We start from the raw sequence: 23,895 nt of genomic DNA, 5'->3' as shown, positions 1-23,895 counted from the left end.
TTTGCACTTTGGTTATGTCTATTATATACGCTTTATGTTATCTACTCTCTTTTTTACCGCTTCGGCTATTATACGCCATCTCAGACCTATGTTATATAGTGATATACTACCTAATAGGTTATAGGAAAAAAGTAGTAGTTCAAAATTTAGCCTATGCTTTTGCCAACAAAACGACCCAGCAACGCAAATCAATAGAAAAAGTCTTTTACCAACATCTATGTGACTTACTATTGGAGCATCTAAAGGCTTTAACCATAACTCCTCAACTGCTTTTGCAACAAGTCACCATTAACGATATAGAAGCTATAGAAAGGTTTTACAAGCAAGGGCAATCGATTATACTGGTTACTGGTCATTTTGGCAACTGGGAGTGGATTGCAGATGCGCTTGCATTGCAAACATCCTATACCATATGTGCAGGCTATCAACCCTTACACCATAAAGGCATAGACCGTATCGTACTGCACTTAAGAAGTCGTTTTCAACGAAAAGCCATTCCAATGGTTGCCTTGTTCAAGCATATGACAACCTACAAAGGACCTCCTCAGGCTACGACACTCTTAATAGACCAAGCTCCATTGCATAAGCGCAATGGTTACGCTACTATTTTTTTAAGCCAACCAACAACCGTTGCCTTAACAGCTGCCAAGCTAGCCCAAAAATGTAACCAACCTATTTTTTACATGCAAATAGATCGCATTACACGAGGAAAATACCAAGCAAAACCCATATTACTAGCAGAAAGGCCTGCCCAACTATCGATTCAAGAGATTGCAGAACGCTATAGCAGAAGACTGGAAACAAATATTTTACAAAATCCAGCCTTTTGGCTTTGGTCACATAGAAAATGGAAATAAACGCTGTTTAAAGTGATCTACAAAATGGTTGTAGCTACCCATCTACACTACGCCTACCTACAAATAGACCTAAAGAAAATTGATATAGGATATACCATAAATTTGGGTCATTATCAGAATTTACTTACTATACGATGGTGGAGCAATGCTTAAACGCAAGCTTACAGATACAATAAATCTGTATCAATGATCCTATTCAAAAACAAAACACAACAAACAGATGCGGTTCATAAAAAACAAAACAAACAATAGCGTAAAATGCTTACTAGTTAGCAGTGTGCTGATACTAAATACGTGCGTTTTGGATTAGAAAATAAAAAATGAGTTGCAAAAGCTCGTTTGTGTTTTAAATTTGGAGATAAAAAAATACTAACCACGTGAGTTCGGGATTAGATTATTTTTTCATTTGATAATCAATATCAATGAAAATTTATAAAATTTGTTTTATTAGATAGTTAAATAGGTAGTTGAATAACAAATAATTCTGGTAATCAGTTTATTATATATATTATATTTATAAAATTAGATATAAAAACTTGTTAAATAGGTGCAAATATTAACTAAATAATTGATATTAAATTGTTGTAAATCAGTCAAATAAATCCCGAACTCACGTTAAAATAATGATTTTTTAGAATAAACGCGACAGAATCCACAGTGATGCGTTGTTTTATCAAGTTGAGCTAAAAAGGTTTCAATTCCTTTGGGATCATTCTTATAGGTGATGGTACGGTATCCTTTCTCTTGGGGAAAAGCTGCTACAAAGCTGCTTTTTCCTAGGTCAATGCCTATGTATTTCATAACTTATTATATGTATACTATATTAATTCATCTTTTAAACTAGCGTCGCATATACAGGCTTTAAGACCTACCGAACTATTCAGTTTTTAAGATGAAAGACCTGGGGGCTCAACGTATTTAACGGTATCTAATAACCAACCTTGTGGCGGCCTTTTTCCAGGTATTTTTTTCCTCTATAAACATACGACAACTCAGCAGAGTGCATGGCAAGAATCCCATGAATTTACTTTCTAATTCAGCAACTTCTGTAGTTGCAATACCACTTCGAACGCTATCCGATCTATTGTGTCAAGCACTAACGTTGGCCATACCAAACCAACTAGAATGCCGTGCTATGATTCAACAATTGTTGAATGCCTATTTACAAGTTGATGCAACAGACTATATGCTAAATACATTGTGCACCATTCCACTTGCTATTCAAAAGAAGCTTTTAGATGCAGTAAGTAGATTACAAAAACATGAGCCCATTCAATACGTTATTGGCGCCACTTATTTTGCTGGTAACCTTTTTAAAGTAACGCCTGCGGTACTTATTCCACGGCCAGAAACAGAAGAATGGGTCACATTTTTAATGCACCATCTCACACATCCCACCTCCATATTAGACATAGGAACTGGTAGTGGTTGTATTGCAATTACACTCAAACAGCGATTCCCCCAGGCGGCCGTAGAGGCCATAGATATCAGTAAAGAGGCACTAGCAGTGGCTGCTTATAATGCAACGCAGTTAGGTGTAGCAGTGCGTTTTATAGAAGCTGATATGCTAACCGAGTCATTTCCTTTATCCAATTGGTCCTTAATCGTTAGCAATCCTCCCTATGTGCGCATGCAGGAGCAGTCTCTTATGCATGCAAATGTGTTAGACTATGAGCCCCATTTGGCTTTGTTCGTGGATGATGCTGATCCACTTCTATTCTATAGGCGGATTATTCAACTTGCGGCTCGTCATTTGAGCCTAAATGGTACACTCTGTTTAGAAATCAATGAAGCATTAGGTGAAAAGATTGTAGATTTACTACATCGTGCAAATTTTAAGCAAGTATGCTTATATAAGGATATACATCAAAAAGAAAGATGGGTCATGGCCGTGCTTGAGGACAAGCATGATGGCTGAGTTTACACTTAAATATTGGTATTTTAGCTATGCAGTGTGCATTAAAAATAAGAATCTTACTCATTATCGTTGTCCATATATGGTTTGGTGTTACAGTCATTGGGGCAAATCCACACAATGATGTTCTAGTGAGTAGGCTCCTTCAAAAAGAAGCAGCAGCTCCTGCTCCGGAAGTAGCCCATGTACCTTTAGAAAAAGACGGTCTTCAAAAAAAAGCTTTGCCATTGGTCAAAGTGGCACATAGAAATGCTATGGACCTTTTGCATCTCTTTTTTGTTTCTAAACCCATGCATATACCTAGTTATACGCCTCTTGTACAGCAGGTTGGGGTAAGAATAAACTGGTTAGAACTCTTACGGAATTTGTGGTCCAAGGAACAAAAGCGTTTTGAAGGAGGGATTGACCTTCATCTCCGTGGCCCTATACAGTTATCTGTTGATTTCGGATATCTATTTGATCAATCTAAAGATATAGTCTATGGTAAGCAACTCAACTATAGGTCACAAGGTCGATATGTTTTAGGAGCCCTTCTATATGTAATTCACCCCAAACATTTTACCAATGCTTATTTTGGCATCGCTTATGGGCAGAGTCGATTTGATCTTATTACGTTTTGTAATGGTGATATACCTTCTGCCTCCAAGCCCTTTAGAGCAGGTTGGATAAAGTTCATTGGGGGGTCTGAGCGTAGATTGTTGCCCCAACTTTATGGAGGTATGCAACTTGGGATAGCCCATCTTGTGCACTGCACAAAAAATGAAGATGGTCAGGTATCGAACTACACTATTCCAGGCTATGGAAAAATAGCAAACAAGATCATGCTTGATATGACATTATATCTAAAATGGAGTGTCTCTTTCTTAGAGAAGAAAATAGTTATTTAGATCATGTTCAACACAATAAGCAATAGAACAGCTTTTTAATTTTAATAAAATGTCAAAATTAGCTGTTATTGATTTAGGTACGAATGTTATAAATGTTTTAGTAGGAGCAGTTGACCAGGAAAAGTATACAGTGCTTTATGAAGAAAAAATTACAAAAGCTATGGTTCAACAGCCTTTGTATGCGATGCATATCTCATTAGAGGAACAAAAAAATATTGTAGATACGCTAGTATCTATTAAAAGAAAGTTGGATATAAATGGTATTCGCTTTATTGTTGCCAAGGCTACAAGTCTCTTACGGGATGCACCTAATGCAGTTGAGATCATTGAAGCTATTCGTTCTGCAACCGATATTGAAGTAGAAATCATTTCTGGCATAGAGGAGGCTACGTTAATTTATCATGGTATTAGCGCTTGCTTTACATTAACAGATGGGTATGGTTTAATTATAGACATAGGAGGTGGGAGTGTGGAGTGTATTATTTTTGACTATGTAAAACCATTATGGCAAAGAAGTTTTGCATTGGGCATACGGCGTGTTGCCGCTCAATTTTCCTATAGTGATCCTATCACACCCCTCCAAGTAGACCTTTTAGAAGACTATTACCGCACTGCCTTAGCACCGCTTTTTGTTGAAACAAAACGCTATAGGCCTAGACAACTCATTGGAAGCTCTGGTGCTTTTCGCACATTAATGATGTTATATACATGCCACTATAATTTTTCAGCTACTAAAGCAAATAGTAGCATAAAAAGAATCTCTGCGGAGCAGTTTTTTGAACTTTATCAAGTTATACTAACGACGCCTGTATATGTTTGGCAAAAAAAGCTTTCTATTGAATCTGTTTTTTTAAAACTACTTCCATTATCAGCTATCCTTATTAAGGTGATTCTTAAAACATGTAATCTAGAAGAGATCATTATTTCAGATAGTTCTCTAAGAACAGGCTTGTTTATTCGAGAATGGAATCGTTTAAAACAAGAAGAACTAATTTAAGGTTAACTGCTTGCAAAAATTTATCTCGTAATCAGTACTACATAAAAATTATTGAATTCTAAATAAGCCACTTCCCCCTATACAATGCTATCTAGATGGGTCTTTTGTTTTAAGTGTGTAAATATTTTTTAGGATTTATCTTTACCTAAATCATAACACTTAAAACAATGAAAAGAAAAGAGACAGTTAAAGATGGGATAAGCAAGGCCATAGATGTACTGATAGAATCAGGTGTAGACCTTTCCAGACTTTTTGATCAAGACGGCTTACTCAAACAATTAAGTAAGCGTCTTGTAGAAAAAGCATTACAGTCAGAAATGGATGACCATTTAGGTTATAATAAGTATGCACGTAGTGATTCAGAGAATGTACGTAATGGATTATGCAGTAAGCAAGTTATTACTGATAATGGCGTTATATCGGTTGAAGTACCCAGAGGTAGAGCATCGACTTTTGAACCTATTTTATTGCCTAAGCGTCAAACAAGAATTCCTAGTTTGGATGATAAGATCTTATCTTTATATACTAAAGGTATGAGTCTGTCAGATATTCAGATTCAAATACAGGAATTATATGGCGCAGAAGTAAGTGAAAGCCTGATAAGTAACATCACAGATTCTGTTATTGAAGATGTTAAGATATGGCAAAATCGTCCCTTAGAATCAGTCTATTCTATTGTTTTTTTTGATTGCTTTGTAGTTAAAGTTAGACAAGATAAGCGCATCATCAACAAGGCAGTCTATGTCGCTTTAGGTATAGATAGATCTGGCATAAAGGATGTTTTAGGGCTTTGGATGAGTGAAAATGAAGGGGCTAAATTTTGGTTAGGCAATTTAACAGAACTCAAAAATCGGGGTATGAACGATATGCTCATTGCATGTACAGATAATTTGTCAGGCATGTCTGAGGCCATTGCTGCTGTATACCCAAAAACGGAACATCAGCTCTGTATTGTTCATGCAATTAGGGGTAGTTTGCAGTATGTTTCTTATAAACATAGAAAGGTATTAGTTGCTGATTTAAAACCAATTTATACAGCAGTTACCGAGCAAGAAGCATTGATGGCCTTAGAAGCTTTTGCTACTAAGTGGAATCAACAATACCCACAAATAGCCCAATCTTGGTATGCTAACTGGGATAATCTGATGGTATTTTTACAGTACCCTAATGCCATACGTAAGGTCATTTACACAACAAATGTTTGGAATCCGTAAATAGCCAATTTCGTAGAGTTACCAAAAATAAAAAAGTGTTCCCTAACGATCTAGCTGTTTTTAAAACATTATATCTAACTATTAACTACATGACTAGAAAATGGACCACCTCTATTCATAACTGGAGCGAGACTATGGCACATTTTTTAATTAAATTTGAAAACAGAATTGAATAAAACCAAAAAAATAATTTACACACTTAAGTGGACAAAGCCGCCAACCCATTGCTTTGGAAATCATTTTTTATGCCATAAAGATGAAATAAATCTATATTTTCTATTATTTTATGCTTGGTCATCACAATATGTAGCCATACCAAATGGTTGGTTAGCCTGTACATTTACACGGGGTTAAATCTACCTAGAACATGCGCTTGTATACAAAAAAAACAAGAACAGCTATTAACGTTTATCTATTCTTATTTTTGTTTTGCCCCCCTTTAGGGGGTACTGCTGCGGCAAAATATAAAGTGCGTTTAGGTATGTCAGATCGACATGCAAAGCTTCTATTGGCGCAATATGAAACAGCCAAGAAAGTGTACAAAGCAAAAGATTATGCTGAGGCTAAATCGTTATTTGATGGACTTAGAAAAATACACCATTCCTCCGCCTTGTCCCCCTACATTGATTTTTACCATGCATTAGCAGCTTATCACAATGGAGAAAAAGCAACCGCCAGACAAGCTTTTTTAGAGATACAGGCACAGTTTCCAGTTTGGAACAAACGCAATGAAATCCATTATTGGTGTGCGCAATGTAGTTTTGAAGCGGGAGATTATGCAGAGGCTTTAGCCTCTCTTGCTTTGATTGAAGATAAGTGTATGGAACAGCCGATTCTGCAAATGAAAAAATATTTCCTTAAACAAATAGAAAATGATGGCGTTTTGCAAGAACTGATCAAAAGATTTCCAGATGATCCTATTATCAAAGATATATTACATAAAAAAGTCGCCCGACAGGCTTATCTTACCCAATACTTTTCTCTATTACATAGGTTAAAGCAGCAATATAATTTTTCAGACTACATATACGATCCTTTGAAACACTTGACCTCTAAGCACAAAACTGCTTATAATGTAGCTGTTTTGCTTCCCTTCTTTGTAGACGAATTGAATTATGCAGCATGTACAGATCAATTTGTTATTGAGCTATATCAGGGCATACAATTGGCTATAGAAAGGCTTGCTCAAGAGGGTATTGTTGTGAACCTTTTTGCGTTTGATACCAAAAGAGATGTATCGGTTACAAAAGCATTGCTGGCACAAGAAGCTATGCCCTATATGGATCTCATCATAGGCCCCCTCTATCCTGATACGATTCCGTTAGTTGCTGCATTTGCTAAAAAACACAAGATTAATCTTGTGAATCCTATTTCAAATAATTCTGCGGTAACCCAAGGAAACCCATTTTCTTTTCTTTTTCAGCCTGATTTAGAAACTTATGCCCAAAGAGCAGCAGCACTTACACTAAGTGATATATATGGTAAGGCAACAACGGAACCTTCTATAGGCGTCTTTTATGGTACGGACCCGAAAGAGGTGTTGCAAGCAACCCTATATAAACATAGGGTTGAGCAGCAATTAGGTAAGCCCATAGATCTGTTTGTACAACTTTCTAGTGCAACGGTTAAAAACTTTTTTAAGCAAGCTAGTAATCAAGAAGAAGAAAAACTTGAAAGTACGAAACAAGATAGATTGGATTACACAAAACTAACCCATATCTATGTTCCATCTCAACATGAGTTGTTCATCTCTAACGTAATCAGTCTCTGCTTAAAGCTTGGTATTAAACCACAAATTATAGGCCATGAGCAATGGATCAAAAAGGAGATATTAAATGTATATCAACTGAAAAGGTTACCTATTTTATTCTTATCCCCCAATTACATCGACTATAGTAGGCCTGCTTTAAGTGCGTTTCGAAAGAAGTTTTTTGAAAAAAATGGTACGCACCCCAATGAAAAAAGCTACATTGGTTATGAAATGATGCTATTTTTTGGTAGAATGCTAGGACGTTATGGTACTTATTTTCAAAAAGAATGGGAAAATATGCACTACAGTAGCCTTATTTTTCAGGGCGTATCTTATGGCAAACAGCATTCTAATCAGCATATCCCAGTCCTACGCTTCGCTAAAGATAAATTTGTAGTGGACGCTTTGCCATGAAGGATAAAAACAGCTTAAATGGATCAAGAAAGTTTTGCCTACTTTTTGTATTGATTACAAAGTAGGCAAAAAATCAAGGGGTGTTTTTATGCTTTTTCTATAACATAGCCAGATGGCTGAGGAGCTAGCTTAGCAGCGGGTTCTGTCGCGTCTATATTTTCTGAGGCCGTTGCAATAGAGTTTTAAGCTTTGGTATAAAAAGTGACTTTTAGTGTTATAAAATGGTTAAATTATGTTACTTCTTTAATCGTTTAACGTGAGTTCGGGATTATATTATTTTTTCATTTGATAATCAATATTAATAAAAATTTATAAAATTTGTTTTATAAACAGTTAAATAGGTAGTTGAATAACAAATAATTCTGATAATCAGTTTATTATATATATCATATTTATAAAATTAGATATAAAAACTTGTTAAATAGGTGCAAATATTAACTAAATAATTGATATTAAATTGTTGTAAATCAGTCAAATAAATCCCGAACTCACGTGTTTATACTTAAGCTTTTTAATAACGTCAGTTCGGGATTAAATGTTTATAAATTGTGTTAAAAAAGCCCCTTTGTGTTTTAAATTTGGAGATCAAGTTTGTAGCAAAATTAACAAAGGAGCCAGTTATGAATGTAGCAAAATTAGTAGAAATATATTATGCTGTTGATGAGTTTTTAAAAAAATTTATGCCCTATATGGAAAAACAGCTCTTACCCACTTCAGCAAGAAAACCCACTAGAACCTGTTCATTAACTTTAAGTGAAATAATGACTATAATTATTGCCTTTCACGTGATTGGTTTTAGAAATTTTAAGGCTTATTATCTTCATTTACAGCAGTTTCATTCTAATGAGTTTAAAACATTAGTAAGCTATAATAGGTTCATCGAACTGGTTCAAAGAACCTTGATTCCCTTTTACTTTTTTACCAAAAGTCTTTCTAAAACCCAAACAGGCTGTTACTTTATGGATGCTACGGCTGTCAAAGTTTGTAACATCAAAAGAGCCCATTCTAACAAGGTTTTTGCATCAATTGCTACTAAAGGTAAAACCAGTACTGGTTGGTTTTTTGGCATCAAATTACATTTGATAGTCAACGATTTAGGCGAGGTTATGAACTTTCAACTCACTACAGGTAAAACTAATGATAGGCTTCCTGTAGAAGATTTGTGTAAACGCTTGATGGGTAAAATGTTTGCCGATAAAGGTTACATAAGCAAAGATTTGTTTGAAAAACTGATGGAAAAAGGCGTGGAACTCATTACCCAGATCAGAAAAAATATGAAAAATGCTTTTATGCCACTCTGGGATAAACTGATGCTTAGAAAACGATCTATAATTGAAACCATTATAGATCAGCTCAAAAATATTAGCCAGATAGAACATTCCAGCCATAGAAGTATACCTAATTTTTTAGTCAATTTGATAGATTCTGTCGCTTCTATATTTTCGTTAGTAACGTCTTTTCTTTTAAGTGAAGTTTTGGATATATATTGGGTATTATTCGGCCATTAGCATAACAAAATTCTCAAAAGTAGAAAGATGATTTTTAGCTCCGATTACTTGTCCTTATGACTACGTTGGCTTAGTAGATTACAAATTTCTAGAGGCAAATATTTTATCCTCTATCCGTTTAAGTAAGCCTTTAACAGGCAAAGGTGGTGCTTTAACGCCTCTGATAAAAAAGCTTCTAGAGGCAAGTCTAGAAGGTGAAATGGCATACCATTTATCTAGTGATTCACGAGAAAATAATAGAAGAAATGGCAAAAGCTCTAAAACTTTTCGTACAAGCTCTGGTTCATTTGATTTAGTAACCCCTAGGGATAGGACAGGTAGTTTCGATCTGCAAATAGTTAAAAAGCGTCAAACAAGTTTACATCCTGAGCTGGAAACCAAGATCTTAAACATGTTTTCTAGTGGTATGAGGTATAATTCTATAGCGTCTCATGTTGAAGAAATTTATGATCATAAAGTGCCAGCTGCTGAAATATCGGCTATTACAGATAGCTTATTACCGGTAATAAATGAGTGGCGTAACCGTCCTCTTCAATCAGTTTATCCAATAGTTTTTATGGATGGCATGTTTTTTAAGGTGAAAGAAGATGGAAAATGTGTAAGTAAATGCATGTATACCTTATTAACGTGAGTTCGGGATTAGATTATTTTTTCATTTGATAATCAATATCAATGAAAATTTATAAAATTTGTTTTATAGACAGTTAAATAGGTAGTTGAATAACAAATAATTCTGATAATCAGTTTATTATATATATTATATTTATAAAATTAGATATAAAAACTTGTTAAATAGGTGCAAATATTAACTAAATAATTGATATTAAATTGTTGTAAATCAGTCAAATAAATCAGGAACTCACGTTATTAAGCATAGATCAGGAGGGGAAAAAAGAAGTATTAGGCTTCTATTTGTCTGAAAGTGAAGGTGCTAACTTCTGGCTAGGTGTACTTAACGAACTTAAGGAAAGGGGTGTAGAAGATATCCTTATTGCCTGCGTTGATGGCCTAAAAAGCTTCCCTTCAGCCATAAATACCACTTTTCCTAATAACGTGAGTTCGTGATTTATTTGACTGATTTACAACAATTTAATATCAATTATTTAGTTAATATTTGCACCTATTTTAACAAGTTTTTATATCTAATTTTATAAATATAATATATATAATAAACTGATTATCAGAATTATTTATTATTCAACTACCTATTTAACTGTCTATAAAACAAATTTTATAAATTTTCATTGATATTGATTATCAAATGAAAAAATAATCTAATCCCGAACTCACGTTAATAAGACAAAGGGGGCATTTACCAGTATAAATTCCTTGTATAAATTAGTATATTGTGCCATAAAAAAGATGGAAGAAAAGTGGACTATGCCCGTGCGAGAATGGGCATTAACGATATCTCAGCTCGACATCTTTTTTCCCAGTAGGTTAAAGTTCGAGTTGAGATAGAGCGGCACTGTGACACAGTTCATTGAACACTTCCCATGATCAAATTCTGTATTGATCGCATCAAGGGCAGCTTTATTACTACCGCTTTTGTCAATTACTACTTTCTTAGGAATATTATTTTCTGTGATCGCCTTACAAAAAAAAGAAAAAGCTGCAGACTTGTCTCTATGCTCAGATAGAAAAAAGTCAACTGTATCACCATAACGATCTACTGCTCTATATAAATAGATCCACTTCCCGTTTAGTTTAACATAGGTTTCATCCATTCTCCAACTACCACCAACTGGTCGTTTTCTTTTGCTTACTGCTTCATCTATAAGAGGAACAAACTTAATAACCCATCTTTGTAGCGTAGAATGATCAACTCTTGCGCCTCTCATACGCATCATATCTTCCAAATCTCTATAGCTCAAGGAAAAACGACACTTCATCTAGACAAATAACAGGATGACTTCTGCTGAAGAACAATAGCCCTTAAAATAAGGTAATAATTTGGGCGAAATATTAAACATAATAACTACTTTTTTAACTACAGATACTAAAATAATCATTTTTTAGAATAAACGCGACAGAACCATATATTATATTATGCTCACAGGGGAACTCAACGGCAAAAGCAACTAGGTTATCTTATTTTGGACCATTATTTTGTATCTTACTTTATGGCAGAGTAAATTTACTTGAAAAAATTTAAAGCAACGTACCGATATGAAAATTGGTCTACTTTCAGATACCCATGGATGGCTGGATCCTAAAATTTTTGATCACTTTGAAAAGTGTGATGAGGTATGGCATGCAGGAGACATTGGTAATCCCGAATTGCTACCCACATTCGATCGTTTTAACTATTTTAAAGCCGTACATGGTAATATTGATGACCGTACAATAAGGAAAAAATACCCTGATTTTCAAGAATTTCAATGTGAACAAGTGCATGTATGGCTCACACATATAGCGGGTGCTCCTCCTTTGTATACACCGCACATACAGGCTAAATTGCGCCAAGCACAACCTGATATTTTGGTTTGTGGCCATACACATATCTTGCGTGTGATACATGACAAAAAACATCCTCCGCTGCTTTATCTTAACCCTGGTGCTGCTGGACGCCATGGTGTGCATCATATGCGTACCCTATTGCGTTTTGAAATCAATGATAAAAAGATTCACAATATAGAGGTTATAGAACTCGGCGCCAGGGCAGCATTAGTAGACAACCACTAACTATTGATGGATTATGCAATTTATTGATACCCATGCACATATATATGATCTTGAATTACCACTGGTTTTAGAAAGCGCGCAAAAAAACCATATAAAAAAAATCTATATGCCCAATATAGATGAAGAAACCATCGCAAGGATGATGGATATGGCAGCACTATATCCTTGCCTACCTATGATGGGCATCCATCCTTGTCACATTAGAAAAGATTTCACCAAACAATTATACTTGGTAGAGGAATGGCTTGATAAAGGTGGGTTTATAGCAGTGGGTGAAATTGGTATAGATCTATACCACGATACTACTTTATTAGCGGAACAACGGGAAGGATTTAGGGTGCAACTTTCTTTAGCCAAGCGCTATCATCTGCCTGTATCTATTCACTGCAGAAATGCTTTTAAGGAAGTGATCTACCTATTGGAAAAAGAACAAGATGGTAGCCTAAGAGGGGTGATTCACTGCTTTACAGGCAGTTTACAAGAAGCAGAAAAATGTATAGCGCTGGGCTTTTCGCTAGGAATTGGCGGGATTATTACCATACCGAAAAGTGGATTAGCCGCAACAGCAGCCGCTATAGATCTCAAATATTTGGTCTTAGAAACAGATAGCCCTTATTTAGCACCTACACCTTATCGGGGCAAACGTAATGAGCCAAGCTACTTACGCTACACAGCAGAAAAACTTGCAGCGGTCAAACAGGTAACCTTAGCAGAAGTGGCATCGATAACCACCCAAAATGCTGAAGCAATTTTTGAACCAACACAATAAGATGCATTACACTTTTTAGTTATCTGTTCAGACCAGTGGTAAATAAGGCATTTTATATCATACTTTTTGCTCGATAAAAAAGTATACTGGACTGAAAAAATCGGACAAGAATATTTTAATTTATTTTCCGTATCGTTTAGTTTTAGAGTCATACAATAAATTAATCAGGTGAGTAGAAATAAGATTAGGCATTTTAGTTCGGAAGAAAAAACTAAGATAATATTAGCTTTACTAAAAGAAGATTTAACGCTAGTTGAGCTATCGTCCAAATATGGCGTTACTAGTAAAACCCTTCAAAATTGGAAGCGTCAATTTTTAGAGAAGGTTCTGTCGCGTCTATATTTTCGTTAGTAAAGGCTTTTCTTTTAAGTGAAGTTTTGGATATATATTGGGTATTATTTGGCCATTAGCATAACAAAATTCTCAAAAGTGGCTTTATCCACTTAAGTGTGTAAATTATTTTTTTGATTTTATTCAATTCTGTTTTCAAATTTAATTAAAAAATATGCCATAGCCTCGCTCCAGTTATGAATAAAGGTGGTCCATTTTCTAGTCATGCAGTTAATAGTTAGATATAATGTTTTAAAAACAGCTAGATCATTAGGGAACACTCTTTTATTTTTGGTAACTCTACGAAATTGGCTATTTACAGATTCCAAACATTTGTTGTGTAAATGACCTTACGTATGGCATTAGGGTACTGTAAAAATACCATCAGATTATCCCAGTTAGCATACCAAGATTGGGCTATTTGTGGGTATTGTTGATTCCACTTAGTAGCAAAAGCTTCTAAGGCCATCAATGCTTCTTGCTCGGTAACTGCTGTATAAATTGGTTTTAAATCAGCAACTAATACCTTTCTATGTTTATAAGAAACATACTGCAAACTACCCCTAATTGCATGAACAATACAGAGCTGATGTTCCGTTTTTGGGTATACAGCAGCAATGGCCTCAGACATGCCTGACAAATTATCTGTACATGCAATGAGCACATCGTTCATACCCCGATTTTTGAGTTCTGTTAAATTGCCTAACCAAAATTTAGCCTCTTCATTTTCACTCATCCAAAGCCCTAAAACATCCTTTATGCTAGATCTATCTATACCTAAAGCGACATAGACTGCCTTGTTGATGATGCGCTTATCTTGTCTAACTTTAACTACAAAGCAATCAAAAAAAACAATAGAATAGACTGATTCTAAGGGATGATTTTGCCATATCTTAACATCTTCAATAATAGAGTCTGTGATGTTACTTATCAGGCTTTCACTTACTTCTGCGCCATATAATTCCTGTATTTGAATCTGAATATCTGACAGACTCATACCTTTAGCATATAAAGATAAGATCTTATCATCCAAACCAGGAATTCTTGTTTGACGCTTAGGCAATAAAATAGGTTCAAAAGTCGATGCTCTATCTCTGGGTACTTCAACCGATATAACGCCATTATCAGTAATAACTTGCTTACTGGATAATCTATTACGTGCATTCTCTGAATCACTACGTGCATACTTATTATAACCTAAATGGTCATCCATTTCTGACTGTAATGCTTTTTCTACAAGACGCTTACTTAATTGTTTGAGTAAGCCGTCTTGATCAAAAAGTCTGGAAAGGTCTACACCTGATTCTATCAGTACATCTATGGCCTTGCTTATCCCATCTTTCTGTCTCTTTTCTTTTCATTGTTTTAAGTGTTATGATTTAGGTAAAGATAAATCCTAAAAAATATTTATAAAGTGAGTTCGGGATTTATTTGACCGATTTACAACAATTTAATATCAATTATTTAGTTAATATTTGCACCTATTTAACAAGTTTTTATATCTAATTTTATAAATATAATATATATAATAAACTGATTATCAGAATTATTTGTTATTCAACTACCTATTTAACTGTCTAATAAAACAAATTTTATAAATTTTTATTAATATTGATTATCAAATGAAAAAATAATCTAATCCCGAATTCACGTTAATAAGAAATTTATTAAAATTTTCGTAAAATTTACTTTTAACGTGAGTTCGGGATTTATTTGACTGATTTACAACAATCTAATATCAATTATTTAGTTAATATTTGCACCTATTTAACAAGTTTTTATATCTAATTTTATAAATATAATATATATAATAAACTGATTACCGGAATTATTTGTTATTCAACTACCTGTTTAACTGTCTATAAAACAAATTTTATAAATTTTTATTAATATTGATTATCAAATGAAAAAATAATCTAATCCCGAACTCAGGTATTTAAGTAAGATGGGTAATTTAGAAGGCATTACCGTTGGAATAAAAACTACTTTCTCTCCTAAAAATGGGACACACAGCTCTACATCAGGTTTTAACCTATTATTTTCTTATCTCTATATCGGTTATTTGTTATAAATGCCTTATTTACCACTGATTTGAACAGATACTTTTCTTTTTTATATTCGTTCGGCCAATAGCGTTAACGTATAAAAAGTGCATCCGATTAAATAATGGGATACCTAGGCAAAGATGGGCTAGTGAAACGAGCAAATGCCTTTAACTGATATTTATAATAAGCCGTAATGGCTACCATAGCTGCATTATCTGTACAATAGGTTATAGCAGGTATAAAAGTGGTCCAACGATGTTTCTGAGCCAATTGCTTGAGCTGCTGCCGCAAATAGCTATTAACCGCTACGCCTCCGGCCAATGCAATGGTGCTGATACCACTCTTTTGAGCTGCTTTAACCAACTTATCCAATAACATACGCACCAAAATGGCTTGAATACTGGCACAGATATCAGCTCGATTGGTTCGGATATATTCAGGAGTCTTATTTTGAATAAATAGCGAAAAAGCTGTCTTGATACCGCTAAATGAAAAATCAAAATCGGGCATATGAGCAGCTGGAAAATCAAAAGCTTGGGGATTACCCTCTTGAGCATAGCGATCTATTAAAGCACCACCTGGATAGCCAAAACCCATTAAATGGGCTATTTTATCAAAGGCCTCTCCTGCGGCATCATCTTGGGTTGCTCCTAAAACCTCCATAGAAAAATAATCTTTTACCAAAATAATTTGGGTATGTCCTCCACTAACGGTCAAACAGAGAAAAGGGAAGGTAGGTTTAGGGTCATCGATAAAATTAGCCAATACATGTGCTTGAATATGATGGACACCTATTAGCGGTATACCAAGCGAAAAAGCTAACGATTTGGCAAAACAACCACCCACTAAAAGCGGACCTAGTAACCCTGGACCTTGCGTAAATCCAATGCCATCTAATGCACTCTTTTGAATGGCTGCTTCTTCTAGTGCAGCGGTTACAACTGGCATAATGTTGGTTTCATGTGCTCTTGCTGCAAGCTCTGGGACAACGCCACCATATTTTTGATGCATCAATTGGCTCGTAACCACACTGCTTACTATTTTGCCACCATGGATTACAGAAGCAGCTGTTTCGTCACAAGAAGATTCAATACCAAGAATAGTTAATGGATGATTCATTTTAAATGATATACATCTTAACTACTATCGTGTATCATTTTCATACAACTTACTACTAAGATATAAATAAGATAAAAATGCCTTTACCCCTCCTGAAATGCCTCTATAAGTTTTTTTTGCCTTAAACACTTCATCGTAAAATATAACGCAACAGAGAGGGTACCCAGTATCAGTAGATTGGGGCATAAAATGACTTTCCAATGGCTATAAATGGGCACGTAACGCATATAGTAGAGTGCTGGTTCAAGTGTAATACACCTATAGTGCACTTGCAAAACACACAATCCTATACCTAGGATGTTTCCATATACCATGCCCAAACATAGGGTACGTAGACTATTATAGAGCAAAATGGAATCTATTTGCCAAGCATAAGCCCCTAAAACTTTTAACACGCCTACCATATAGCTACGCTCCATCAGTTGAATCATAATGGTAGCCACCATAGTGCATCCTGCCACCAATAGGATAAAAACAATAAAAATAATGGTATTCTTTTGAATAATAGCCAGCCAATCATAAAAACGCGTGTACTTACATTGGGTGCTCATAAGACGCAAATCGTAGTCTATAAGACGTAAAATAGTGTTTCGTAATGCTTTTGTTGGGGACACATGATCTTTCAAAAAAATGGTATACCCATTTACGGTTTCTGAAGGCCAATTATTCAACCGTTGCATAAGGCGCATATCACAAAAAGCCAAATTTTCATCTATATCACTTAAATAAGTGCGATAGATACCCACAATCTTTAACTTCCGGTAGCGTGCTGTAGGGTCTACCGTATGGACCACTACTGTATCACCTAATTGAATGGAGAGTTTTTGGGCAAGGTGATGGCTAATAGATAATTCATTTTGATACGTTACCTTGGTTAAATCAGGCAGCCTACCTGCTATTAAATAATCTTCCAATGTTTTATGAGTTACCATAGGATCGATGCCCTTGCACAATATACCCTCTACGCCTACCTTAGTATGGATCAGCATAAGCTTTTGGTTAAATGCGGTTACTTTTTCAATGAAACTAGGTAAATCAGTGATGAGGCGGCTCACTTGTGAAACTTGCACGAGTGTGGGCTCATAAGGGTTCTGGACACCGCTATATTTGGTAATTTCGAAGTCTCCAGCAAAATCGGTTATTTTTTTTGTAATTTCTTTCTGAAATCCAATCATTACCATTGAAGCGATCAATATAGAAGCGGTGCCTATGGTAATGCTTAAAGTGACTATTTTGTCTATAGAAGCAGAAAAAGCACCACTGCTACGTTGCCGCACTCGGTTTGCAACCAATCTAATCCAGCAAATGGTCTGAAAAGATAACATAGATAGGGTTAATAGGCCTGCGCAAAAACCACCCGCCTTTTAGACGGTTTGCCTGAATAGATACAGTAGCCCGGCTCCTCGCTTCCATCTAATGGTATACAACGGATAGTAGCTTTTGTTTCAGCTTTAATTTTTTCTTCTGTTGCTGTAGTTCCATCCCAATGGGCCATCAAAAAGCCTCCTTTGCTAGCGATAAGCCTTTTAAAAGTAGCATAATCATCCACCAATAGGGTACGTTGTTGGTGTAATGCAAAGGCCCGCTGATAGATATGCACCTGAATCGTTTCTAACCAATCCATAACTTGTTGGGTCAAATGGTCTATAGGAATGGTTACCTTTTCCTTTGTATCCCTACGTGCCAATTCAACCGTTTTATTTTGCACATCATTAGGCCCTAACGCTACACGAATAGGAACACCCTTTTGTTCATATTCTGCAAATTTATAACCTGGCTTACGGATATCTCTATCATCTAGCTGAACACGCACCCTTTGGGTGATTAATAGTTTTTGCAAATCCGACAATTGGGCAACCACTGCCGCACGTTCTGCCTCTGTTTTATAAATCGGCACCATTACTACCTGTATGGGGGCAATTTTGGGAGGCAGGACCAAGCCATCATCATCCGAATGGATCATAATCAATGCGCCCATCAACCGTGTAGTAATACCCCAGGAAGTACCCCATACATAGTCACGTATACCCGCTTGATTGGTAAAAGTTACGTCAAAGGCTTTAGCAAACCGTTGGCCTAGGTAATGTGCCGTACCAGCTTGTAGGGCCTTGCCATCCTGCATAAGGGCTTCAATGGTATAGGTCGTTTCCGCACCAGCAAAGCGCTCACTTACAGTTTTAATACCCTTTACTAAGGGTATAGCCATATAGTCTCTAATAATGCGCTCATACAAATGTAACATTTGTAAAGCTTCCGCTTCAGCTTCTGCCTGAGTACCATGGGCAGTATGTCCTTCTTGCCATAAAAACTCTGTAGTACGCAAAAAGAGCTTCGTACGCATTTCCCAACGGACTATGTTACACCACTGATTCAGTAAGATAGGAAGATCTCTGTAAGATTGAATCCAATTTTTGTAGGTACTCCATATAATGGCTTCTGAGGTAGGGCGTACAATAAGTTCTTCCTCTAACTTAGCAGTAGGGTCGACTACCACACCACGACCATCTTGAGCCATCTTTAAGCGATAATGGGTCACAACGGCACATTCTTTGGCAAAACCTTCTACATGGTCCGCCTCTTTGCTTAAGTAAGATTTTGGAATGAGTAAAGGAAAATAACCATTTACATGGCCCGTTTCTTTAAAGGCAGCGTCAAAAATCGTTTGCAACTTTTCCCAAATGGCATAACCATAAGGTTTAATAATCATACAGCCCCGTACAGAAGCATTTTCTGCCAGACCTGCACGTACTACTAATTCATTATACCAAGCTGAAAAATTAGATGCTCTTGTAGGTAAAGGGGTCATATCTAAAGGAATTTTTATTGTACTTTTTGCTTGATCAAAGGAATGTATATGCTACTTTTTCTTGATAAGAAAATAGCCCAAAAATCAAGCCCTGTGCAAAAAGTTGCTGAAAGGACACCGGAAAAACAGAAGCCTCCATACGAGCCTAATTAAACTGTTTTTGGTTTCAGATGTAAGGTGCACTTTCTGATCACAACTTTTTACAAGGGGCGGTTTTTCTTGTTTCGTGTTGCCAGAAAGCTGAATAGAAGCAAGATATCATTCTTTTGATCAAGCAAAAAGCAGCATACAAGTTCTTTAATAACTAAAGAAAAACAAGCCTATAAGCCGGGTTCTGTAGTGTGCCATAGCACACTGCTTGTCATTTATCTGGAGCCATAATCACTTATGACCTCTAGCGGCCCACCCACATGTCTTAAAAACGAACGAGCAGCCCGTCACGCTATAGCGTAGACATGCCTATTTGGCCTTGCAATCCCTAAGGTTTACCCTGCCTCTATTGTCACCAATAGAGCGGTGAGCCCTTACCTCACCTTTTCACCCTTACTCTCTTATTACAGATAGCGGTTTGTTTTCTGTGGCACTTTCTGTCATATGGATTTGTCTCCATATGCCTTCCTGTTAAGAAGTAGGGTGCTCTGTATTGCCCGGACTTTCCTCTTTGACTTTAATAGCCAAAGCGACAAGCCAGCTTGTTTTTTCTATAATCAGTTGCTAATTTACAACGTGGAATAGCCTATTCCAACGGATACCACTGAAAAACGGTTTGCTTCTATCTGAAGACAACAAAACCATAACTGCCTTGCCCACAATATGATCTTCTGGAATAAACCCAATAAATCTAGAGTCGCCAGACTGATCACGGTTATCTCCCATTGCAAAATAATAATCCTTACAAAAAGTATAGTGTATTACCTCTTGACCATCTATCCAACATGCGGCTTTAGTGAACCGAATATCTTGCTTCCCCTCGAATCTTTCTATAGTAGTACGATACAATAGAATATTTTGCGCGTCCATTTGAATAACCATTCCCTTACTAGGCACCTGCAGCGGTCCAAAATTATCCTTGGTCCACCCCAAAGTAGGGTTAAAACCATAGATACTGGACGGAAAGACGCCTGCCTGATCTTCCACCAGATTTACTGACTGTATGAAAGTAGGCAGAATAGTAGTAAGTTGCTTAACTTTTTCTGGTGTAGTATAAATCGTATAGCCTTCACGACCGGGAACAGTAGACCGTATAGGGTTTCTAATACTATTTTTTTCAAACCAAGCAGTCGTCAAGATGCGCTTGGTTTTCATGAAATAACAATATTGCACCCTATCCGCTGGATCAGCTGGTGTATCGTTCACATAAAGTTGCTTGTGGACTATATGTACCAGATCACCAGGAAGTGCAATGCAACGCTTTATCCAATATTCCCGTAAATCAGGGGGGTCATGACCTTCGGTGGTATTAAAAACAATGACATCATTGCGTTTGATCTTACTCAATCCAGGTAAACGATATTGAGGCAATTCAATCCAGTCAAGGTAAGCAGGAATCCGTGTACCTGGAATCGTTCGATGGGTGATTGGAATTTGCAATGGAGTAGCTGGTGTACGGGCACCATAATGGAGCTTACTGACCAATACAAAATCTCCAGATAAAAGTGTTGGCTCCATCGAGCCAGAAGGTATAACATATAGCCCAATCACCATCCAACGAATTAAGGCAGCTACCATAGCGGCAAAAAAGACAGAACTTACCCCATTTCGAATGGCACCTACAGCTGAGCCAACCCCTCCCTGTTTTTTAGCTGCAAAAGAAGTCTTCATGCGTACGCCTCGTTATGAATAACAGCTACCATAGCTGATTAGTATGCAATATAACACACTCTTGGGAATTTTGCTAAAAAAAGGCTGGTCAGCTGCATGAATGGTGTATAAATGATTGTACTTTACATCTAAAAATAGAGCTAAACCACTAACCTAAGTTAACAACTTGGCAAAATTATAGCCCGCAGAAAGATGGAAAGACCCAAAGGACGCCGGTCCTCCTTATTTGGATGACCTAACAGATTATAAGGGCTCATACCTTTTGTTTCCAGAAGCAACCCATTCGGAAATTCGAAAGAGCCTCTACCTATAAACCCAAGTTTAAACCTTGGGTGATCTTTATCAAAGGTGATATTATCCTTCTTTAATTCCGTCCCAGTTGCGTCCATGGTTTTGTACACACCGCTAATACAAAAAAAAGGATGACGCCCCCCAAAAAAGCGACCATGGAAATAATCTTCTTTAAAATCTGGCCGAATAGCTCCAGTCCAGCTCCATATCAATAGCACGGGCAACCCAATGGTATATATCGAAGTGCTAAATTGCTCTTTCGTGCTTGTATCCACTTCTGTTTTTGTTAAACCACCTGTTAAGTACTGAACTGTTTAGCACATGTTAAGCATTTATTGCCAATAAACAAAATAAATTCACTAAACATCAATCCTTTATCCGTAAACGTTCCAGCTTCATTTAACTTGAGGAGAGGTTTAGGATTGCAATAGGTCAACTAAAAGAAGAAAAAACCGCCCCTTGTAAAAGCTTGCTCAACTTTTTGCACAGGGGTTAATTTTTTTTGCATACTTTTTGATCCAGCAAAAAGTATGATCAACATTCCTTTCTAGGTCAGGTTAACTGTCTCCTTAAATTCTTCATAACTGCCAGGAAATACCTTTACCTTTTTGTTTTCGATGTACCAAATTTTATTGGCGACCTGTTGAATAAAGCTACGGTCGTGTGATACAAATAAGCAAGTACCCTCATATTGTTGTAGGGCTTGTCCGAGTGCATCAATAGAATGCATATCTAAATGGTTGGTTGGTTCGTCGAGTAATAGAAAATTTGCTTGAGAAAGTAGTACAGTTGCTAAGGCAACGCGTGCTTTTTCTCCACCGGAGAGCACCTCTATTTTTTTAAATACATCATCTTTCGTGAAAAGAAACATACCCGCTATGGTACGAAGCGCTTGTTCTATCTGTTCCGTGCCATTACTATTATGGGTACGCAATGCCTCTATAATGGTATGCTCTAAATTTAAGGCTTCTAAGTGATGTTGTGCATAAAAAACCATCTCTACATTATTACCAAAGCTCCTTTGTTGCTGCTCAGCTAACGCATGCCCTGCTATAATACGCAACAGTGTGGTTTTACCACGTCCATTTGCACCAATTAAGGCGATTTTATCGCCCCTGTTGATTTCTACAATGGCATCTTCTAGAATCGATACGGAACCATACGATTTATGTATTTTTTCTATTACGGCAATAATTTTGCTTGGATTTTGCTTGATGGAAAATTGGAACTTTATGGTTTTACGATGCGCAACAGGTGCCTCTATTTTCTCTACCTTATCTAATGCCTTAATCTTAGACTGAACTAGTTTGGCTTTGCTAGTCTTTGCTCTAAAACGATCTATAAATTTTTGTGCGTGCTTCAGCTGTTTTTGTTGATTGGCATAGGCATTTTCCAGTAACGTACTCCTTTCTGATTTCTGTATTTCATAGTCACTGTAGTTGCCTACATAAACGGTAAATTTTTTATCAGCAATCTCTACAATTTTAGTAGTCGTACCATCTAAAAAGCTTCTATCATGTGAAACCACTATAAAAGCACTATCGTAGTTTTTTAAATAGGCTTCTACCCACTTAATGGAAACCAGATCCAAGTGGTTAGTGGGTTCATCCAATATCAACAAAGAAGGTTGTTGCAAAAGCAGTTTGGCAAACATAACCCGCATGCGCCACCCTCCTGAAAATTCAGAAAGAGAACGATCCAAATCTTTGGTTGCAAAACCAATCCCCTCTAACATGGCCTCGGTCCTTGACTGTATATCATATCCCCCTATCCGCTCAAAAGTTTCTTGTAGATTCGATAGCTGCCTCAGCAAATCATCCGAATAGTTGACCTCCATCTGTTGACACAAAGATTCAATCTTTTTTTGCGTAACCAATGCTTCACTGAAAGCTTGCATGGCTACATTGCGAATACTGTCCTGAGATTGATACGAAAGCAAGTCCTGGTTCAGAAAACCAATAGAGCATTCTTTTCTTCTGGTAACCTTGCCACCATCTGGTGTAAGGTCACCCGTAATAATCTTTAACAGCGTAGATTTTCCCGCCCCGTTAGGACCAATTAGGCCAATTTTATCTTTGGGCTTGATAGGAAGAGAAGCTGCATCATATAAAGTCCGCTTGCCCAAATGATAGGTAAGGTCATTGATTACAATCATGGAATTTATTAGCTTTTTCGAGCATGTTAAGGCAATGGTTGTACCACTTTTTGCCTGATACAAGGAATTTATACCTTACTTTTTGCTAGATCAAAAAGCAAGTAAAAAATCAAGCGTTGTGCAAAAAGCTGCTGTAATTGCCCCCGTAAAGATGAAAAACCAGCATCCGCCTTGCGGATCCAACCAAACTGATTTTCTGGTCCTTCTTAATGACAACTTTTTACAATACGCGTTTTTTTAGAAAATTACTAGTTATAAAAGGTGCACTTTCTAACCGCAATTTTTTACAAGGGGCGGTTTTTTTCGTAATTAGGGCCAACAAGTTCCATAAC

General features: G+C 36.5%; 16 protein-coding genes, 1 other RNA gene and 5 pseudogenes. 12 read left to right on the top strand and 10 right to left on the bottom strand.

What is annotated here, in order from left to right:
* Positions 1–14 precede the first annotated feature (14 nt).
* Positions 15–857 (top strand): lysophospholipid acyltransferase family protein, encoded by an 843-nt coding sequence (locus NBW36_RS04690; RefSeq protein ID WP_250238113.1) that lies wholly within the window; start codon positions 15–17, stop codon positions 855–857.
* A gap of 615 nt (positions 858–1,472) precedes the next feature.
* On the opposite strand, the gene NBW36_RS04685 is transcribed toward NBW36_RS04690, so the two are convergent.
* Complete coding sequence (locus NBW36_RS04685) at positions 1,473–1,658, bottom strand: hypothetical protein (protein WP_250238111.1); 186 nt, start codon at positions 1,656–1,658, stop codon at positions 1,473–1,475.
* Between the two features lie 199 nt (positions 1,659–1,857).
* On the opposite strand from NBW36_RS04685, the gene prmC reads away from it, so the two are divergent.
* From prmC to NBW36_RS04665, 4 genes and pseudogenes are all read left to right on the top strand, one after another.
* The gene (gene prmC / locus NBW36_RS04680; protein ID WP_250238109.1) at positions 1,858–2,775 is read left to right on the top strand and encodes a peptide chain release factor N(5)-glutamine methyltransferase; all 918 of its coding nucleotides are present in this window, start codon (positions 1,858–1,860) and stop codon (positions 2,773–2,775) included.
* Positions 2,776–2,804: 29 nt separating this feature from the next.
* The gene (locus NBW36_RS04675; protein ID WP_250238107.1) at positions 2,805–3,659 is read left to right on the top strand and encodes a hypothetical protein; all 855 of its coding nucleotides are present in this window, start codon (positions 2,805–2,807) and stop codon (positions 3,657–3,659) included.
* Positions 3,660–3,708: 49 nt separating this feature from the next.
* Positions 3,709–4,656 (top strand): Ppx/GppA phosphatase family protein, encoded by a 948-nt coding sequence (locus tag NBW36_RS04670; protein WP_250238105.1) that lies wholly within the window; start codon positions 3,709–3,711, stop codon positions 4,654–4,656.
* Between the two features lie 167 nt (positions 4,657–4,823).
* Positions 4,824–6,046: pseudogene (locus NBW36_RS04665) on the top strand (IS256 family transposase).
* 23 nt (positions 6,047–6,069) lie between these two features.
* Here the strand turns inward: NBW36_RS04665 and NBW36_RS04660 are convergent.
* Positions 6,070–6,210, bottom strand: coding sequence for a hypothetical protein (locus NBW36_RS04660; protein ID WP_250238103.1), 141 nt, complete (start codon positions 6,208–6,210; stop codon positions 6,070–6,072).
* Between the two features lie 141 nt (positions 6,211–6,351).
* On the opposite strand from NBW36_RS04660, the gene NBW36_RS04655 reads away from it, so the two are divergent.
* The 4 genes and pseudogenes from NBW36_RS04655 to NBW36_RS04640 form a co-directional block, all read left to right on the top strand.
* Entirely contained in the window at positions 6,352–8,034 is a 1,683-nt protein-coding gene (locus NBW36_RS04655) for a tetratricopeptide repeat protein (protein ID WP_250238101.1), read from the top strand.
* 620 nt (positions 8,035–8,654) lie between these two features.
* Positions 8,655–9,542: an IS982 family transposase gene (locus tag NBW36_RS04650; RefSeq protein WP_439099466.1), complete on the top strand. Its 888-nt coding sequence runs from the start codon at positions 8,655–8,657 to the stop codon at positions 9,540–9,542.
* 43 nt (positions 9,543–9,585) lie between these two features.
* Positions 9,586–10,167: pseudogene (locus tag NBW36_RS04645) on the top strand (transposase); the annotation flags it as partial.
* Between the two features lie 251 nt (positions 10,168–10,418).
* A pseudogene (locus tag NBW36_RS04640) lies at positions 10,419–10,589 on the top strand (transposase); the annotation flags it as partial.
* 392 nt (positions 10,590–10,981) lie between these two features.
* Here the strand turns inward: NBW36_RS04640 and NBW36_RS04635 are convergent.
* Positions 10,982–11,515, bottom strand: a pseudogene (locus tag NBW36_RS04635) (IS6 family transposase); the annotation flags it as partial.
* Positions 11,516–11,711: 196 nt separating this feature from the next.
* Here NBW36_RS04635 and NBW36_RS04630 point away from each other — a divergent pair.
* From NBW36_RS04630 to NBW36_RS04620, 3 genes are all read left to right on the top strand, one after another.
* Positions 11,712–12,227, top strand: coding sequence for a metallophosphoesterase family protein (locus NBW36_RS04630; RefSeq protein ID WP_250238089.1), 516 nt, complete (start codon positions 11,712–11,714; stop codon positions 12,225–12,227).
* Between the two features lie 13 nt (positions 12,228–12,240).
* Positions 12,241–12,996, top strand: a complete 756-nt coding sequence (locus NBW36_RS04625; RefSeq protein ID WP_250238088.1) for a TatD family hydrolase — start codon at positions 12,241–12,243, stop codon at positions 12,994–12,996.
* A 168-nt stretch (positions 12,997–13,164) separates the two neighbouring features.
* Positions 13,165–13,347 (top strand): transposase, encoded by a 183-nt coding sequence (locus NBW36_RS04620; RefSeq protein WP_250238087.1) that lies wholly within the window; start codon positions 13,165–13,167, stop codon positions 13,345–13,347.
* Between the two features lie 119 nt (positions 13,348–13,466).
* Here the strand turns inward: NBW36_RS04620 and NBW36_RS04615 are convergent.
* The 7 genes and pseudogenes from NBW36_RS04615 to NBW36_RS04585 form a co-directional block, all read right to left on the bottom strand.
* Positions 13,467–14,659, bottom strand: a pseudogene (locus NBW36_RS04615) (IS256 family transposase).
* Between the two features lie 826 nt (positions 14,660–15,485).
* Positions 15,486–16,490, bottom strand: coding sequence for a tRNA (adenosine(37)-N6)-threonylcarbamoyltransferase complex transferase subunit TsaD (gene tsaD, locus NBW36_RS04610; RefSeq protein ID WP_250238086.1), 1,005 nt, complete (start codon positions 16,488–16,490; stop codon positions 15,486–15,488).
* An 83-nt stretch (positions 16,491–16,573) separates the two neighbouring features.
* Positions 16,574–17,815 carry an ABC transporter permease gene (locus NBW36_RS04605; RefSeq protein WP_250238085.1) on the bottom strand — a complete coding sequence of 414 codons (1,242 nt, stop codon included), beginning with the start codon at positions 17,813–17,815 and terminating at the stop codon, positions 16,574–16,576.
* A gap of 8 nt (positions 17,816–17,823) precedes the next feature.
* Complete coding sequence (gene proS / locus NBW36_RS04600) at positions 17,824–19,296, bottom strand: proline--tRNA ligase (RefSeq protein ID WP_250238084.1); 1,473 nt, start codon at positions 19,294–19,296, stop codon at positions 17,824–17,826.
* 307 nt (positions 19,297–19,603) lie between these two features.
* Positions 19,604–19,995: RNase P RNA component class A (gene rnpB, locus NBW36_RS04595), an RNA gene on the bottom strand.
* Between the two features lie 15 nt (positions 19,996–20,010).
* Positions 20,011–21,117: a signal peptidase I gene (lepB, locus tag NBW36_RS04590; RefSeq protein ID WP_250238083.1), complete on the bottom strand. Its 1,107-nt coding sequence runs from the start codon at positions 21,115–21,117 to the stop codon at positions 20,011–20,013.
* A gap of 838 nt (positions 21,118–21,955) precedes the next feature.
* Positions 21,956–23,626, bottom strand: a complete 1,671-nt coding sequence (locus NBW36_RS04585; RefSeq protein ID WP_305883058.1) for an ABC-F family ATP-binding cassette domain-containing protein — start codon at positions 23,624–23,626, stop codon at positions 21,956–21,958.
* Positions 23,627–23,895: the final 269 nt, after the last annotated feature.

The sequence above is a fragment of the Cardinium endosymbiont of Oedothorax gibbosus genome, from assembly GCF_936981045.1.
Classification (GTDB): domain Bacteria; phylum Bacteroidota; class Bacteroidia; order Cytophagales; family Amoebophilaceae; genus Cardinium.
This window is presented reverse-complemented; position numbering and strand designations above follow the sequence as displayed.